We start from the raw sequence: 15004 nt of genomic DNA, 5'->3' as shown, positions 1-15004 counted from the left end.
CTTTTGAAATTTAGTCAAACAAAAGTCGTTCAAACCAGGCTTGAAAAAAGCTCGTAAAGCATCACAATTTAGTAAACGTTAAAACTTATTTAAACTTATTGAAAGCATTTCGTATCAAAAATACGGGATGCTTTTTCTGTTCACCCCAAATTTTTGTAACTAGGTGATACTTGAAATTAATACAAATTTGGTTGTTTTTGATAAATCTAAGCAACACTACATGATGAAGTGAAAGGGGATGAATCTTTGATAGTATTCACTTATTGTGAAATATGATATATTTATTAATTAGATGGATGAATACTTCTAGAGTTAAATATAGTATAATAGGGACATACTTTTTGGTTTATTTTTGTTTGTAGTCGGATTATGAAAGAATATCCAATATTATGCGATAAGATAGAATGTTACAAAAAAGAAAGGGGATGCAATCCGATGAAGAAAGACAGATTAATTGTATTGACAGATGCTGTTCTAGCAATTATTATGACCATCTTGGTTTTAGAGTTAGAAAAACCAACAACACCAAGTCTTGAAGCTTTTTGGGATTTACGGCAAAATTTCTTTGCTTGTTTTCTTTCCTTTTTCTGGTTGGGATCGTTATGGATGGCACTAAACACATTATGGGAAAAGGTTGAGAAAATTTCCTCAGAAATTATTTGGTGGAATTTGTTTCTACTCTTGGAGCGGCAGGAGTTCTCTTTGGAGAATTTCATGCCATCCAAGATACCAGTCTGAATGATGTGGTGGACCGGATCTATATAAATGTCAAGGATTTACCGTTTCAGTCCTTGGGAGCTTTAGCTAATATCCTGTCTGATATTAAGAAGGGACTGATTCAAGACAGTCATATCTGGTCTTTCTTCCAGTCATTTTTCAAACAATATCAGTTGATAATCAGCTTAAATCAGATCTATCAGTTTGTCTATCTTTCTCTGATGGAGATCATGTCCTATCTTCACTTTGATTATTGGAAAAAAACGGCTCGGTCAGGAGCTAGTATGAATAAGGAGAACAAATGAAACGTTTAAAAATGTTATGGCATATTATGCAGGTTACGGGTTTTACTCGGTTTGCTCTGAGTTTTGTGACCTTTGTTTTTGGGTCAGGAGGCGTGCTTTTCCTAGTTGAACCTGCTATCACAAATTACGGAGACGGTCTTTGGTATGCTTTTGTGACTTCGACGACTGTCGGCTACGGGGATCTCCTAGCTGTGACCTTGATTGGAAGGATTACCAGTGTCTTCTTGACGATTTATGGGCTCATATTTTTTGGCTGTTTATCAGCTGTTATTTTTAATTATTATACCAATTTAAATAAGGAAAGAGGAGAGGACAAATGACTGCCAATTATTCAACACGGGAATACCGTGAGAAATTATACGATGACCTTCATGTTCGATTGAGAGATACAGCGATTTTGATGTGTGCAATTTTTATTGCCTCTATCGGACTAAATATGAATTCAACAGCTGTCATTATAGGAGCCATGTTGATTTCACCTCTCATGACACCGATTGTTGGACTGGGATTCGGTTTAGCTATTTTTGATACGCGTTTAATCAAGCAATCTCTAGAGGTTTTATTGACTCAAGTGTTGGTCAGTTTGCTTGTCTCGACTCTGTATTTCTGGATTTCTCCCTTGTCTTATGCAAGTAGCGAGTTGATTGCACGAACCTCTCCAACCATTTGGGATGTCCTCATTGCTATTGCTGGTGGGATTGCTGGTGTGATCGGTTCAAGGAAAAAAGAAGCAAACAATATCGTGCCAGGAGTAGCCATTGCTACAGCTCTGATGCCGCCTATCTGTACTGCTGGCTATGGTTTAGCTAATGGGAATGTACGATTTTTATTGGGGGCTCTCTATCTTTTCTTGATCAACTGTGTCTTTATCATGCTAGCCAACATTGTTGGAACAAGAATTTTGATGAGAAAATCTCCTTTAACTTCATTTAAAGAGCTGAGCATTAAAATGAGAATTGGCTTGATATCTTTGATTGTATTGTTGATTCTTCCAGCTAGCTATTCGGCAGTTACTCTGACAATAGAACAAGCGCGCAAAGAAGGGATCAAACAGTTTGTAGGAAAAGAGTTCGCCAATTATACGGTTATTAATCAAGTCTACAAGTCAAGTAACAATGAATTGGTCTTGACGGTTGTTGGAGATCCGATTTCAGAAGAAGAATTAGAAACACTCCACCAAAAACAAGCCTCTTACGGTATTCAATCTGTTCAATTGAAAGTGAATCAAGTTCAGAACTCGCCAACATTAGATAGTGAAGCGACCAAGGAATTTTATGAAAACATTGACAAGTATATTGATCAAAAACTCTCTGAAAAAGATTCACAAAACGATCTCGTAAAAGAAAATGAAGCAGACAAGGATTGAGGACAATGAACTGAATCGGTTTTTACGCCGTGTTTTTCTTGTATCTTCCTCTTTCTTACTTATAGCAGGTTGTTTTTGCTTGAATAAGAAATAAATTAGAAGTTCTATCATCTAAGAAAAATGATGAACAAAAAATCATTTAACTAATGGTGTGAACGTTTAGTGTTTATCAGCTCCATTCTCTGTAATTTTGGGGGTAAAATCCACACCATTCGGATAAAATTAGTTGAATTTGATTGGAAAAAAGCTTTTATAAAAGCGGAGAAAAGTCTTGATATTACGCTGTTTTTAGTCCAACTGAAATTCATACTTTCCAAACCAGGCTTGAAAAAGGCCCGTAAAGCATCACAATTTAGTAAACGTTAATTCGTTACTGGACAGCAGAATACAAACGAAAACACTTTGCATCTTGCAAGGTGTTTTTTTCTATGAGAACTGGCGGTGCGCAATTAGGATAGCTCTAGCGACTTTAGTCGCATAGAGATATGCTATGCACAGTTGCCTCAAGAAAACAATGCTTCTTGGTCCACCCTGTTAGACAAGCTTCAAAACCAAGGAATCCAACAGATTTCTCTTGTAGTTACAGATGGCTTTAAGGGGCTTGAGCAGATTATCAGTCAGGCTCACCCATTAGCTAAACAACAATGTTGCTTAATTCATATTAGTCGAAATCTAGCTAGTAAAGTGAAACGAGCAGATAGAGCGGTTATTCTGGGGCAATTTATAATGATTTATCGTGCTGAAAATTTAGAAATGGCAGGACAAGCTTTAGAGGACTTTCTCGCCGAATGGAAACCAAAGTATAGGAAAGTCATGGAAAGTCTGGAGAAGACGGATAATCTTTTAACTTTTTATCAGTTTCCCTACCAGATTTGGCACAGCATGTATTCGACAAACCTCATTGAGTCTCTTAACAAAGAAATCAAACATCAAACGAAAAAGAAGGTTCTTTTTCCTAATGAGGAGGCTCTGGAACGTTACTTAGTTACGTTGTTTGAAGATTATAATTTCAAGCAAAGTCAACGAATCCATAAAGGGTTTGGTCAATGTTCTGATACACTTGAAAGCTTATTTAATTAACACTCCGTAACTCTACTTAAGTGTTTACACATAATTATTGACAGTATCAAAAAATAAAGTATATTGTTTTCATCATAATATAATTAAATATCAGTATAGAGAATTTTATCTATATATCAGATATCAGCAATTGCTTTTGCTGTCATTTTTCGCTACAATAGTTACAAGGAGGAAATAAACATGTTAAAAGAAGTATTAAACGTCGCAAAAGTTGCGAAAAAATCATCTCTCTTCTTAGGAGGGGTAGCATTTGGGACGCTTGGCTTGAAAGTCTTAGCAAGTAAAGAAGCTAAGAAAGGCTATTCTAAGGCCTTGGCTAAAGCTTACAAATTGAAAGATGGACTGGATGCATCTGTTTCTGTTGTAAAACAACACGGTGATGATGTTTTACAAGACGCTAAATATTTATACGAACAGGAAAAGAAAGAAGAACAATTAGATAGCCTGACAGGTGAATAATATGTCTTTTAAAGTGCTACACAGAGGATATCAACATATCCGATTATCGTCCTCGTTTTCACTGACCTTGGATATTCAAGATTATCTTCGTTCCTTGGCTAAAGATGAAAAAGGGATCGACTCTATTCAGTTTTATATGGATCAGCAGCACTTTACTCTACGTATGAAAGAAGGCTTCTCTGTATTAGAAAATGCAGAGGCCTTTTTAAAAAAAATTGACAAGGGGAAAGTTTCGGACTTGATGACTCTTCCCATTCGTAGAGAAGAGAGTGCTTATTCAATTGTATCGGGTGCAGCGATTAAGCGTTTGCTGTTTCGAAGTTTTGTACCCTACCCTATTCGTTATATTTGGACTTGTTATCAGGCTTTGGGTTATGTCAAAGAAGCCTATCAAACTTTAGCGCGCAAGGAACTAACCATGGAGGTCTTGGACTGTTCGGCCATTTTGTTGTCCTTGTTTATGAACCAATCCAAGACAGCTAGCAACATCATGTTTATGCTTGATTTGGGTAATCATCTGGATCAGTGGTCTTTAAAAAAAACAGCAACAGATTTGGAACAAAGCCTTCTTGCTAAAGAAAGTGATGTTTTCTTAGTGCGGGGAGACATGGTCATCAGCATCAAGAGTTCTGATGTTCAAGTAGGTGATGTATTAGTTGTCTCCCAAGGGAATGAAATCTTGTTTGACGGCCAAGTGGTTTCAGGATTAGGCATGGTCAATGAGAGTTCCTTGACTGGAGAGAGCTTCCCTGTTGAAAAGAAAGAGGGAGATTCTGTATGTGCGAATACTGTTTTGGAAACAGGAGAGTTAAGAATTCGTGTGACTGATAATCAGATAAACAGTCGTATTTTGCAACTCATCAATCTGATGAAAAAATCTGAAGAGAGTAAGAAGACAAAACAACGTCATTTTATTAGGATGGCAGACAAGGTTGTAAAATATAACTTCTTAGGTGCTGGTTTGACTTATCTGTTAACAGGTTCGTTTTCAAAAGCCATTTCCTTTTTATTGGTGGATTTTTCATGTGCTCTAAAAATATCCACACCTGTAGCCTACCTTACGGCCATAAAGGAAGGTCTAAATCGAGAAATGGTTATTAAAGATGGTGATGTATTAGAAAAATATCTGGAAGTGGATACTTTCTTGTTTGATAAAACGGGTACCATCACGACGAGTTATCCTTTGGTTGAAAAGGTTCTTCCTTTCGGAGATTATACTGAGAAAGATATTTTAAGAATAAGTGCATGTTTGGAGGAACATATCTATCATCCTATTGCCAATGCAATTGTTAAACAAGCTGAAATTGAAGGCATTGAACACGAAGAAATGCATGGCAAGCTTCAGTATGTTGCAAGCAAAGGGATTAAATCGCAAATTGATGGTCAATCGGTTGTCATTGGAAATTATGTACTAATGCAAGACGAACAGGTAAGAATTAGTTCTGAGCAGCTGGCCTTGATTGAGCAATATAAGACTCATTACAATTTATTGTTTTTGGCTTATAAGAAAGAATTAATTGGGATGTTTTGTATCCACACTCCCTTGAGAAGCGAGGCGAAAGTTGCATTGAAAAAGCTAAAGCGCCAAGGGAAAAAACTGATTCTGGCAACTGGTGATACGTTGGCTAGAACAGAAGAGTTGGTTAAAGATCTGCCATTTGACAACGTTTATACTGATTTAAAACCAGATGGTAAGTTTCAGTTGGTTCAGGAATTACAGAAAGCTGGCCGAACTATTTTGATGGTTGGAGACGGGTTAAACGACTCTGCTGCCTTGACGCTTGCAGATATTGGGGTTGTGATGAATGAAAGTGCTGATATTTCTAAGCAGATGAGTGATATTTTATTATTAGATAATCGTTTAGATTTCTTCGAGGAATTGAATTCTTTATCTGAATCGTTGCAGAAATTAATTCAAAGAAATATTCAAGAAACAGTTGTAATAAATGGAAGTTTAATTGGATTTGGGTTGTTAAATTGGTTAAGCCCATCTAATCTTTCGATATTGCACAATCTGACTACTTTAAGAATCGTCCTTCGTAGTCTTTCTATTAAAAGTAGGTAAGAGACCGAGAAGCTGAGGTTATAAAAACTAAAAGGAGTTGTCTCATTTGAGAATAACGGCTCTTTGTCAACTGTAGTGGGTTGATGGAAAATTATACCCTGGAGAGGACCAAATTGGTTCTCTCCTTTTAAATATTGAAAAAACCATTGGCAGTGGACATACTTTAAGACTATATATTTCTGAAACTAGTTTCACAATACAAATATTGACATGCAATTATTAATTGGTGGATTTTAAGTTGACATCTACAAAGTTTAATGTTAGAATACATTCAAAAATATATTTGAATAAGGTGTTTTATGATTCAAAATATTGTTACTTCAATAATCCTGTATTCTGGGACAGCCGTAGACTTACTTATTATCCTAATGTTATTTTTTGCCAAAAGAAAAAGCAGAAAGGACATCATTAACATCTATTTAGGACAATTTCTAGGCTCTGTTAGTCTAATATTCCTAAGTTTGCTTTTTGCATTTGTCTTAAATTATATTCCTAGTAAAGAGATTTTAGGTTTACTCGGTTTGATTCCAATTTTCCTAGGCCTCAAAGTTTTGCTTTTAGGAGATTCTGATGGAGAAGCTATTGCAAAAGATGGTTTGCGAAAAGACAATAAAAACCTGATTTTTCTAGTCGCTATGATTACTTTTGCAAGTTGTGGCGCTGACAATATTGGTGTCTTTGTCCCATATTTTACCACCTTAAATTTAGCGAATTTGATAGTGACTTTACTTACTTTTCTAGTCATGATTTATCTCTTGGTTTTTTCTGCCCAAAAATTAGCACAAGTCCCTTCTGTTGGAGAAACTTTGGAAAAATATAGCAGATGGTTTATTGCCGTTGTCTATTTAGGATTGGGGATGTATATCCTGATTGAAAACAACAGCTTTGACATGCTATGGGCTGTGTTAGGCTAGGAGAAAAAATTATGAAAAAAGATAGTATCTGTCAAGTGGATGTTATAAATCAACAAAATGTTACAACCGCAACGAACTACCTTGAAAAGGAAAAAGTCCAAAAATCACTTCGCATTTTATCAAAATTTACCGATAATAAACAGATAAATATCATCTTTTATCTCCTTGCCGTCGAAGAACTCTGTGTCTGCGATATAGCCTGTTTATTAAATCTCAGTATGGCATCTGCCTCCCACCATCTTCGTAAACTAGCCAATCAAAACATCTTGGACACTAGAAGAGAGGGGAAAATTATATATTATTTTATAAAAGATGAGGAAATCAGAGATTTTTTTAATCAACTAGGATAACAACTATTTTTACTACTTTTCCATGATTATAGGGAGATTATATATGAAATTTTTTGATGAAAATTACTCACAAGAAATACCTACTCGTATTAAATGTTTAAGAAAAAAGTATAATTTAAAGCAAAGCGACCTAGGTAATGCAGGTCAAGTTAGGCAAATTGAAAAGGGAGAAATTTGAAAGAATTTGTATCTTTTATTTTTTGTTTCATTTATGCCCTATGCTACTGGAATAGTTAGTAGTCATTTCATGAATCATACGGCACAGCTCTTTTATGGACTGATCGTTATTGTTTCAACGGTAGCAAACTGGTTTTTACATAAAGTAATTGATAAACCCAATATAGATCAGAAAGAATTACTTGAAGCTACCGCACAATATAGGAAGTTATTGATACCTGACCTAATAATTAAAGGAGTGGGATTGATTCTGTCCTTAATTCTCTATCCTCCGATTATGATGTATAGTGTTTTAATTGCGGCATTTTACATCATAACTTTAAAAACACTATCCGAAAAAAGAGTGAATAACTAAAAAACGGTGACCAAAGTTAGGTGTATTATTTTAATGCTTAGAGACCTAAACTATTCCCTATTTTAAAAATATTGATTCAGATTTTATGAAATTAAAAAGTAGATATTGTTCAGAAAATCCTTGATATTACGCTGTTTTTAGTCCAACTGAAATCCATACTTTCCAAACCAGGTCTTAAGAAAGCTCGTAAAGCTAGCCAGTTCTCTAAACGTTAATTCGTTGCTGGAAAGCAGAATACAAACGAAAACACTTTGCATCTTGCAAGGTGTTTTTTTGTATGAGAACTGGCGGTGCGCAATTAGGATAGCTCTAGCGACTTTAGTCGCGTAGAGATATGCTATGCATAGTTGCCCCAAGAAAACAAGCGTAGCGATGTTTGATTGGATGGCAACCACTGCACTCAAAATGTTAATTCGAAAGAATTACTATACTTACAAAGAGCACCCTTCGGGGTGTTCTTTTTGTATAACTGAATTTGAAGCAAATAAAACCCACCCTATCTTTCACAGTCAAATGTGACTGTAGAAAATAGAGTAGGTCTAGGATGTTAAAGACTATTTGTCGTCTTTATGAAAGATATTTTTAACGCCCTTGATAGCTCCTTCAACAGCTTCTTTTGCATCTTCAGCAACTTCTTTTGCTTTTGAAGCAACTTTTTCAGCAGTGCCTTCAGCTTCTGTTTTTGTATCGCCGGTTAATTTACCAAGGCCTTCTTTAACAGAACCTTTTGCTTGGTTCAATTTTTCTTCTAATGACATAGCGTCACCTCCATGAAGTTAGTAGTTTTTTCTCTGAATACAATACTGTTGATTTAAAAAAATAAAAAATATTTGTCTCAGATTAGAATGAGTATATTCTTTTTAAAATAGAAAGTCAAATTTTTGCTACGGCTAAAAAACAGGATCGCTTTCCGGTCACGAATAATGATCGACTAATAGGTCACGATATTTCGTTTTTCCAGCAAAGATTTGAAACGAAAGAAGCAAAAAACTTTTCTGTCTCCATTGAATTACATGGTATAATGGTCGTGAATGGAGACATCGTAACGCTGTTTTTTGAAAAAGAGAAGATAAATATGAAAAGAATCCTTATAACCTATCCTGTTATCAGTACTTTAGCTCTAATCTGTTTGCTGCTCGGTCTATTGACTTCCTTTTATGGGGATGCTATGTATGATCTATTGGCCTTTCATTCAAAGCCGGTGTATGGTTGGCAATATGTCAGCGGGACCCTGATGCACGGTAGTAAAGGAGCCCCTATCTGGTTTTTATGGGTCCATTTGATTTTAAATGGACTCATGATCCTTCCTTTTGGAGGACTGCTAGAAAGAAAAAGAGGCTCTAGACAAGTCTTGATCGTTTTTATGACGGCGACAGTCCTCTCTTCCATCGTTTTTCACCTCTTAACCCAGGAGCAGGACATTCAAGCAACAGGGATATCTGCTGTCGGATACGCCTTTGTGACCGGAGGGGTTATGATCCTGCCAAACGTGTGGAAAGAGTTCTCACGCACCGTAAAATGGTTTTATCTATTTTTAATTTTTCTATCTGGTCTCATGCTCTTACCAGTAATCACCGGATGGATCTCAACGCTATTGCATCTTTCAGGGATTGTGAGTTATCTATTGGTCTTTATCGGAAGTACTATCTTGAAGGGGAGAAGCTAACTATTAAGACGGCTCCTCAGTAAGGTTTTCATCGTACTTCCTTGACTCTTCCTCTACCAGGACGTATAATATTCTATATCAATGAAGAAATCACCTTTTGTCATTGTGCAAAGGGTGATTTTATAACGAAAAAAAGGAGACACAATGGGGTATATCTCTACTATTAAAACGGCGGTTCAGCTCTTCCCTTTCCTGGCATTTTTGCTGACCTTGCCCTACATGATTTTGAATTATCGAAAATATGGTTCGGTCAATAAATTGCGGGTGCTGATTTTCTATTCTTTTATGCTTTACTTGATGACGGTCTATCTGCTGGTGATTTTGCCTCTGCCGGATCCAAGTAAGATTCATACTAGCTACTCGGAAATGGTCAATCTCCATCCCTTTGCTTTTGTGGTGGATTATTTCAAGGAGAGCCCCTTTGATTTAGCGCAGACTGGTACTTGGATTCAAGCCCTTAAGCATCCGACTTTTTATGTGCCCGCCTTTAATGTCCTGATGTTGATTCCTTTTGGGATGTATCTGCGCTATTATTTCAAGTGTGGTTTTAAGAAAACGATCCTTCTGACAGCCTTCTTTAGTCTCTTTTTGGAGCTGACCCAGTTATCAGGTCTCTACTTTAGGTATCCGGGTCCTTACCGCCTAGCAGATGTCGATGATATTATTCAAAATACCACTGGTGGTGGAGTGGGCTATCTTCTTGGTTGGTTTCTAGTTTGGTTACTACCAACACGAGATGAAATTGACGAGCATTCTTTCCGAGTGGGGACGAGAGTATCGGGTCTTCGGATGGGCCTTGCTTTCTTGATCGACTTTATAATGGTAGCTATTCTCTACGCATTGATTGGGCGTTTAGGGACGATTCCTTATGTGGCGGTTCTAGCGGTTTACTTTAGTTTGCTTCCCTTGTGGCGGGGCAAAACCTTGGGAATGGCTTTGCTGAAATTCCGCCTGCATTTTGAAAAGCAAAAATGGCTTCGCACCATCTGGCGGGGGATTCTAGTAGTCGGCTATTTCTATCTGATTCCTCAGGGATTGTTCTATTTGATTTCGTTCTTGAACAGCGATTTGACGGATAATTCCCTCTTAACCCTATCCATGATTTTATTGCTCTTCTTTGCGCTTTTATTGTATTTGATTCTGACTCTTGCCATCGTCTTACTTAATCGTCGCTTTCCGTTTGACCGTTTAGCTGGAGCTGAGTATGAGAGTACGGTGCGCGTGAAGAAAGAGATCTTAAAGGATGAAACTGAATCGTCAAAATAGAGAGAGTGGGACAGAAATCGGTCATTCGTTAGAATTCGATTTCGTCGTCCCGCCTCCGCACAGTTGAGTAAGGCTGTAAAAGCTGATGAAATCAGCGTAGTAGAGCCCACTCAACCACTGCGTCTTGCTCGACAATCCAAAAACAATTAAGAGGCTAGGACTTTTGTCCCAGCCTTTATTTTTTAGATACGCGGAAAATATCTGAACGTTCCCAGTTGAGAAGGGCGATTTTAAGGGGAATGTGCTACAATGGAAGCAAATAGATAGAATGGAGCAGTGAAATGAAAGCAATTATTACAGTCGTTGGAAAAGACCAAAAAGGAATCGTAGCCGGTGTCGCAACGAAAGTGGCAGAATTAGGACTCAATATTGACGATATCTCTCAAACGGTATTGGATGAATACTTTACCATGATGGCGGTCGTATCATCGGATGAGAAAAAGGATTTCACGCAGCTTCGTTCAGAGTTGGAAGAATTCGGTCAGTCTCTTCATGTCAAAATCAATATCCAAAGCGCAGCGATTTTTGATGCCATGCACAATTTGTAAGATAGGGGTTGAGAATTTATGGACATTAGACAGGTAACAGAAACCATTGCCATGATTGAGGAGCAGAATTTTGATGTTCGGACCATCACCATGGGGATTTCGCTTCTAGATTGTATTGATCCAGATATCGATAAGGCAGCAGAAAAAGTCTACAATAAGATTGTGACAAAGGCCAAGGATCTTGTGGCTGTTGGAGATGAGATTGCAGCAGAACTCGGAATCCCGATTGTGAACAAGCGGGTTTCGGTCACTCCGATTTCCATTATCGGAGCAGCAACCAATGCGACAGATTATGTGCCCTTTGCCAAGGCGTTGGATCGTGCAGCTAAAGAGGTCGGAATTAACTTTATCGGTGGCTTCTCAGCCCTGGTTCAAAAAGGCTACCAAAAGGGAGATGAGATCCTCATCAATTCTATTCCTCGAGCTCTTGCAGAGACCGATTTTGTCTGCTCTTCAGTCAATATTGGATCGACCAAGACGGGGATCAATATGACCGCTGTCCGAGATATGGGCCGTATCATTAAAGAAGCTTCCCAAGCAGATCCAATGGGGCCTGGTAAGCTCGTAGTTTTTGCAAATGCAGTAGAAGATAATCCATTTATGGCGGGTGCCTTCCACGGTGTCGGTGAAGCGGATGTTGTCATCAACGTTGGGGTTTCCGGACCTGGTGTCGTCCAACGGGCTATTGAAAAAGTTCCAGGTGCAAGCTTTGATGTCTTGGCTGAAACAGTCAAGAAGACAGCTTTCAAAATCACCCGTGTCGGACAATTAGTGGGTCAAATGGCTAGTGAACGTCTCGGTGTGGAGTTTGGAATTGTGGACTTGTCTCTCGCGCCAACACCGGCTGTTGGGGATTCGGTTGCCCGTGTCCTTGAGGCGATGGGGCTTGAAGTAGTTGGAACCCATGGAACTACAGCAGCGCTCGCTCTGCTCAATGACCAAGTGAAAAAAGGCGGCATCATGGCTTGTAACCAAGTTGGTGGGCTGTCAGGTGCCTTCATTCCAGTCTCAGAAGATGAAGGGATGATTGCAGCGGTTCAATCAGGTCATATCAACCTGGAAAAATTGGAAGCCATGACAGCTATCTGCTCCGTCGGTCTGGATATGATTGCCATCCCAGCTGATACTCCAGATACGACCATTGCGGCCATGATCGCAGATGAAGCAGCTATCGGAGTGATCAACCAAAAGACAACAGCGGTTCGTATCATTCCTTATGGTAAGGAAGGCGATATGTTAGAGCTTGGAGGACTTCTTGGCTCTGCTCCAGTGATGAAGGTCAACAAGGCTTCGTCAGCTGATTTCATTGCCCGTGGTGGTCAAATTCCAGCTCCGGTTCATAGCTTTAAAAACTAAGAGAAATCTAGTATAATAGTAGAAAATAGAAAAGTCTGTGATGATGAAACTCCAGACTTTTTTCTTGCAAAAGGAGACAAGATGGCTAAAACAAGATTATTTGTGATTCGTCATGGGAGAACCATGTTTAATACCATTGGCCGTGCTCAAGGCTGGTCCGATACACCCTTGACAGCAGAAGGAGAAAAAGGCATTGAGGCTCTGGGGATCGGCTTGCATGAGTCTGGTTTGGACTTTACTCGAGCCTATTCCAGTGATTCAGGTCGTGCCATTCAGACCATGGGGATCATACTTGATCAATTGGGGTTAAAAGAAAAAATTCCTTATCGCTTTGACAAGCGGATTCGCGAGTGGTGTTTCGGAAGCTTTGATGGAGCCTACGGTGGTGAGCTCTTTCACGGTGTCGTGCCGCGCGTGCTGGATGTAGAAGATTATAAGACCTTGACCTTGGAAGACTTGGCCAATGGCATCTGCCAAGTGGACACAGCGAATTGGGCTGAACCTTGGGAAGTTTTGAAAGGCCGAATCTTAGAAGGTTTTGAAGCTATTGCCAAAGAAGTAGAAGAAAATGGAGGAGGCAATGCCTTGGTGGTCAGCCATAGTTGGACCATTCAGACATTGGTCTGCCTAATTGAAGGAAAACCAAATCTCAATCTGCCTCTTTCAAATGGTAGTGTTACCCTTGTAGAATATGAAGATGGCGCATTGACGGTTAAGGTGTTTGGAGATAGCAGTTACCGTGAAGTCGGTGAAAGCTTGCAAGAATCCTAGTCCGTCGTAAAAGGCTGACCTTTTGGTCATAGCCTTTTCTTTCTCTCAAAACTTGTAAGAGCTTTCCTACTTTCTTTTTACAAAAAATGATATAATGAAAGAGATACATACGGAGGTAATACAATGACAAAAACCAGATTATATATTGCTCGTCATGGAAAAACCATGTTTAATACTATTGGGCGAGCACAGGGCTGGTCAGACACTCCGCTGACAGAAGCAGGAGAGCGTGGGATTCGAGAATTAGGGCTTGGCCTTAAGAAAGCAGGTCTTTCTTTTAAAGAGGCTGTTTCGAGTGATTCTGGTCGAACTATTCAAACCATGGGAATTGTTCTTCAAGAGCTTGGTTTGACAGGTCGGATTCCTTATCGCTATGATAAACGCATTCGTGAGTGGTGTTTTGGTAGCTTCGACGGTGCCTATGATGGCGAGCTCTTTATGGGGGTTTTACCCCGTGTCTTTAAGGTCGATGATTTCCATCGGTTGAGTTTAATGGAGTTGGCAGAAGGGATCGTTGAAGTGGATACCACGGGTTGGGCTGAATCCTGGAGCGCCTTGAGTGGCCGAATCTTAGAAGGATTTGAAGCTATTGCAAAAGAGGTAGAAGCAGCTGGCGGTGGGAATGCGATTGTTGTCAGCCACGGCATGACCATTACGACCTTGATTTATCTCATCGATCCGAAAGCTGTCGAAGAATTGGTCTTGGACAATGGAAGTGTAACGGTTTTGGCCTATGAGGATGGCGCCTTTCATATTGAAAAGATTGGAGATCTGTCCTATCGTAAGGTTGGAGCAAAACTCTTAGAGGATGGCCATGACAAATAAGTATAGACGCGCAAGAAAAAAACGTAAGAAACGGTGGCCCTACCTATTGAGTTTCTTTCTTCTTGTGATCCTTGGATCAGGAATTGGTGCTTACTTGGCTAAACCAAGCTTGTTTTCAGGGCTTCAGTTTTGGAAGGCAAAAAAAACAGCTGTAACGACTCCCTCTTCTTCTAAGAAAAAGAAAGAAAAATCAGATTTACCAGCTGTTTCGACAAAAGACTGGCAGTTGATCTTGGTCAATCGTGACAATGTGAAGCCAGAGTTGAACCCACAATTGACAGATGTAGATGCTATCAAAGTGGATAGTCGGATTGTAGAGCCAACTCGTCAATTTCTAGAGGCGGCTCGAAAAATTGCCCCAGAAGAAACCTTGATATCGGGTTATCGAAGCGTGGCGGAACAAACAGAGCTCTATAATGAGCGTGTTGCGCAATTAGAGGCCAGTGGTCTTTCACACGAAGAAGCTGAAAAGCAGGTGCAGACCCAGGTACAGGTCCCTGGTGCTAGTGAACACCAGACGGGGCTTGCGATCGATATGAGTGTCGAAGCTGGTCAAAGTGATGAGTTGGGCTTGCAGCTAGCTGCCATCGCACCGCAATATGGCTTTGTCCTTCGTTACCCAGATGGGAAGAGCAACATCACAGGTGTGAATTTTGAGAATTGGCATTTCCGTTATGTTGGCGTAGAAAACGCCCAGTATATGGCCAAACATCAGCTAGTATTGGAAGAATATATTCAACTATTGAAAAAGGCTGGAAAATAGGAGGAGATTCACTTTTTCTAG

At 39.2% G+C, this 15004-nt stretch carries 18 protein-coding genes and 1 pseudogene; 18 read left to right on the top strand and 1 reads right to left on the bottom strand.

What is annotated here, in order from left to right; translation table 11 throughout:
- Nucleotides 1–435: 435 nt before the first annotated feature.
- The 11 genes and pseudogenes from O3626_RS06930 (at nt 436) to O3626_RS06880 (ending at nt 7788) form a co-directional block, all read left to right on the top strand.
- Complete coding sequence (locus O3626_RS06930; protein WP_006151097.1) at nt 436–738, top strand: TMEM175 family protein; 303 nt, start codon at nt 436–438, stop codon at nt 736–738.
- Nucleotides 663–1022 (top strand): hypothetical protein, encoded by a 360-nt coding sequence (locus O3626_RS06925; RefSeq protein WP_000397555.1) that lies wholly within the window; start codon nt 663–665, stop codon nt 1020–1022. Before O3626_RS06930 ends, O3626_RS06925 begins: the two co-directional genes overlap by 76 nt.
- On the top strand, nt 1019–1342 hold the full coding sequence (locus O3626_RS06920) for a potassium channel family protein (protein WP_000825751.1): 324 nt from the start codon (nt 1019–1021) through the stop codon (nt 1340–1342). Before O3626_RS06925 ends, O3626_RS06920 begins: the two co-directional genes overlap by 4 nt.
- A complete protein-coding gene (locus O3626_RS06915; protein ID WP_000126416.1) occupies nt 1339–2388 on the top strand; it encodes a DUF389 domain-containing protein in 1050 nt (349 codons plus the stop codon). The genes O3626_RS06920 and O3626_RS06915 overlap by 4 nt, the downstream gene beginning before the upstream one ends.
- 489 nt (nt 2389–2877) lie before the next feature.
- Nucleotides 2878–3468: pseudogene (locus O3626_RS06910) on the top strand (transposase); the annotation flags it as partial.
- A gap of 180 nt (nt 3469–3648) precedes the next feature.
- Entirely contained in the window at nt 3649–3927 is a 279-nt protein-coding gene (locus O3626_RS06905) for a DUF6110 family protein (protein WP_002893755.1), read from the top strand.
- Nucleotide 3928: 1 nt separating this feature from the next.
- Complete coding sequence (locus O3626_RS06900; RefSeq protein WP_002893754.1) at nt 3929–5992, top strand: heavy metal translocating P-type ATPase; 2064 nt, start codon at nt 3929–3931, stop codon at nt 5990–5992.
- A 299-nt stretch (nt 5993–6291) separates the two neighbouring features.
- Nucleotides 6292–6906, top strand: a complete 615-nt coding sequence (locus tag O3626_RS06895) for a CadD family cadmium resistance transporter (RefSeq protein WP_002911684.1) — start codon at nt 6292–6294, stop codon at nt 6904–6906.
- Nucleotides 6907–6917: 11 nt separating this feature from the next.
- Nucleotides 6918–7256, top strand: coding sequence for a Cd(II)/Zn(II)-sensing metalloregulatory transcriptional regulator CadX (gene cadX, locus O3626_RS06890; RefSeq protein ID WP_000711078.1), 339 nt, complete (start codon nt 6918–6920; stop codon nt 7254–7256).
- A gap of 43 nt (nt 7257–7299) precedes the next feature.
- Entirely contained in the window at nt 7300–7434 is a 135-nt protein-coding gene (locus O3626_RS06885) for a hypothetical protein (RefSeq protein ID WP_023024363.1), read from the top strand.
- A 33-nt stretch (nt 7435–7467) separates the two neighbouring features.
- Entirely contained in the window at nt 7468–7788 is a 321-nt protein-coding gene (locus O3626_RS06880) for a hypothetical protein (RefSeq protein ID WP_002893753.1), read from the top strand.
- 554 nt (nt 7789–8342) lie between these two features.
- Here O3626_RS06880 and O3626_RS06875 read toward each other — a convergent pair.
- Nucleotides 8343–8546, bottom strand: coding sequence for a CsbD family protein (locus O3626_RS06875; protein ID WP_049471982.1), 204 nt, complete (start codon nt 8544–8546; stop codon nt 8343–8345).
- A gap of 317 nt (nt 8547–8863) precedes the next feature.
- On the opposite strand from O3626_RS06875, the gene O3626_RS06870 reads away from it, so the two are divergent.
- From O3626_RS06870 to O3626_RS06840, 7 genes are all read left to right on the top strand, one after another.
- Nucleotides 8864–9454, top strand: coding sequence for a rhomboid family intramembrane serine protease (locus O3626_RS06870; RefSeq protein ID WP_254728391.1), 591 nt, complete (start codon nt 8864–8866; stop codon nt 9452–9454).
- A 144-nt stretch (nt 9455–9598) separates the two neighbouring features.
- Complete coding sequence (locus O3626_RS06865) at nt 9599–10720, top strand: VanZ family protein (RefSeq protein WP_371496046.1); 1122 nt, start codon at nt 9599–9601, stop codon at nt 10718–10720.
- Between the two features lie 281 nt (nt 10721–11001).
- Nucleotides 11002–11268, top strand: a complete 267-nt coding sequence (locus tag O3626_RS06860; RefSeq protein WP_003004214.1) for an ACT domain-containing protein — start codon at nt 11002–11004, stop codon at nt 11266–11268.
- Nucleotides 11269–11286: 18 nt separating this feature from the next.
- Entirely contained in the window at nt 11287–12624 is a 1338-nt protein-coding gene (locus O3626_RS06855; protein ID WP_371496043.1) for a PFL family protein, read from the top strand.
- Nucleotides 12625–12705: 81 nt separating this feature from the next.
- On the top strand, nt 12706–13395 hold the full coding sequence (locus tag O3626_RS06850) for a histidine phosphatase family protein (protein ID WP_371496041.1): 690 nt from the start codon (nt 12706–12708) through the stop codon (nt 13393–13395).
- 123 nt (nt 13396–13518) lie between these two features.
- Nucleotides 13519–14220: a histidine phosphatase family protein gene (locus O3626_RS06845; RefSeq protein WP_371496039.1), complete on the top strand. Its 702-nt coding sequence runs from the start codon at nt 13519–13521 to the stop codon at nt 14218–14220.
- Complete coding sequence (locus tag O3626_RS06840) at nt 14204–14983, top strand: M15 family metallopeptidase (protein ID WP_315377533.1); 780 nt, start codon at nt 14204–14206, stop codon at nt 14981–14983. Before O3626_RS06845 ends, O3626_RS06840 begins: the two co-directional genes overlap by 17 nt.
- The last annotated feature ends 21 nt before the right edge of the window (nt 14984–15004 follow it).

The sequence above is a fragment of the Streptococcus sp. 20925_1_77 genome, assembly GCF_041432125.1.
Classification (GTDB): domain Bacteria; phylum Bacillota; class Bacilli; order Lactobacillales; family Streptococcaceae; genus Streptococcus.
Note: the sequence above shows the minus strand (reverse complement) of the source record. Positions and strands in the feature narration are given on the sequence as shown.